Below are 650 nucleotides of genomic sequence, written 5' to 3'. Positions count from 1 at the left end.
AACGCCTGTTCCAGATTGTCCGCCTGCTTGGATTTGAAAATCACGATGTAGCGGGGCGGATGGGTGGTGCGGTCTTTCCGCAGGGTAAAATCAATGTCGTACTTCTTGGCACAGGGCTTAAAGAGGCCGATGTTGGCGTCGGTGATCTCGATGTTGGAGAGGGCCGAACCGTCCTTTTTGAGCTGCCGCAGGCTTTGTTTGCCGTGGTGTACCTTGGATTTGCTCTTTTGCCGGGCGGCCAGAAATTTCTTCATGGCCGCCTGCAATACCTGGCCGGTGAGCTTGCCGGTCTTGATTGCTAACGCTATGGTTTTCTGGTCTACTTCTTCCTGCAACTGCTATCCCTCCTTTGGAAGTCCAGCAGGCAGGCGGCAGGGGCGGCCTAAATCCGCACCCGCAGGCCGGAAAGGTCGTCCGCCCGTATGCCGACGAGATACCAGTTCTCGGCCATCTCAATCCGGGTGGGCCGCCATCTGCCGCCTACCATCACGTCAAAGGTTTCTCCACAGTGCAGCCCGCCGTAGTAGTCCGCCAGGTCAAAGCGGATGTCGTAGCGGTCTGCCTGCTCGTCAAAAATCAATGCACCCTGTTTCATAGGGCCGTCCTCCTTTCAGATTTTCCCGGCAGCCATGTCATGGGCCACCAGGGAG

2 protein-coding genes are annotated in these 650 nt (G+C 57.2%); both read right to left on the bottom strand.

Annotated features, from left to right (window positions below):
• A partial coding sequence (locus tag B5F53_RS19530) for a PcfB family protein (RefSeq protein WP_087227147.1) occupies nt 1–335 on the bottom strand: 335 nt, incomplete at its 3' end.
• A gap of 47 nt (nt 336–382) precedes the next feature.
• On the bottom strand, nt 383–595 hold the full coding sequence (locus B5F53_RS19525; RefSeq protein WP_087227145.1) for a DUF5348 domain-containing protein: 213 nt from the start codon (nt 593–595) through the stop codon (nt 383–385).
• Nucleotides 596–650: the final 55 nt, after the last annotated feature.

Source organism: Blautia sp. An249, assembly GCF_002159835.1.
Taxonomy (GTDB): domain Bacteria; phylum Bacillota; class Clostridia; order Lachnospirales; family Lachnospiraceae; genus Blautia_A; species Blautia_A avistercoris.
This window is presented reverse-complemented; position numbering and strand designations above follow the sequence as displayed.

Excerpts from the sequence above, each read along its gene's own strand:
- B5F53_RS19525 (WP_087227145.1), bottom strand. The coding sequence starts at position 595 with ATGAAACAGGGTGCATTGATTTTTGACGAGCAGGCAGACCGCTACGAC.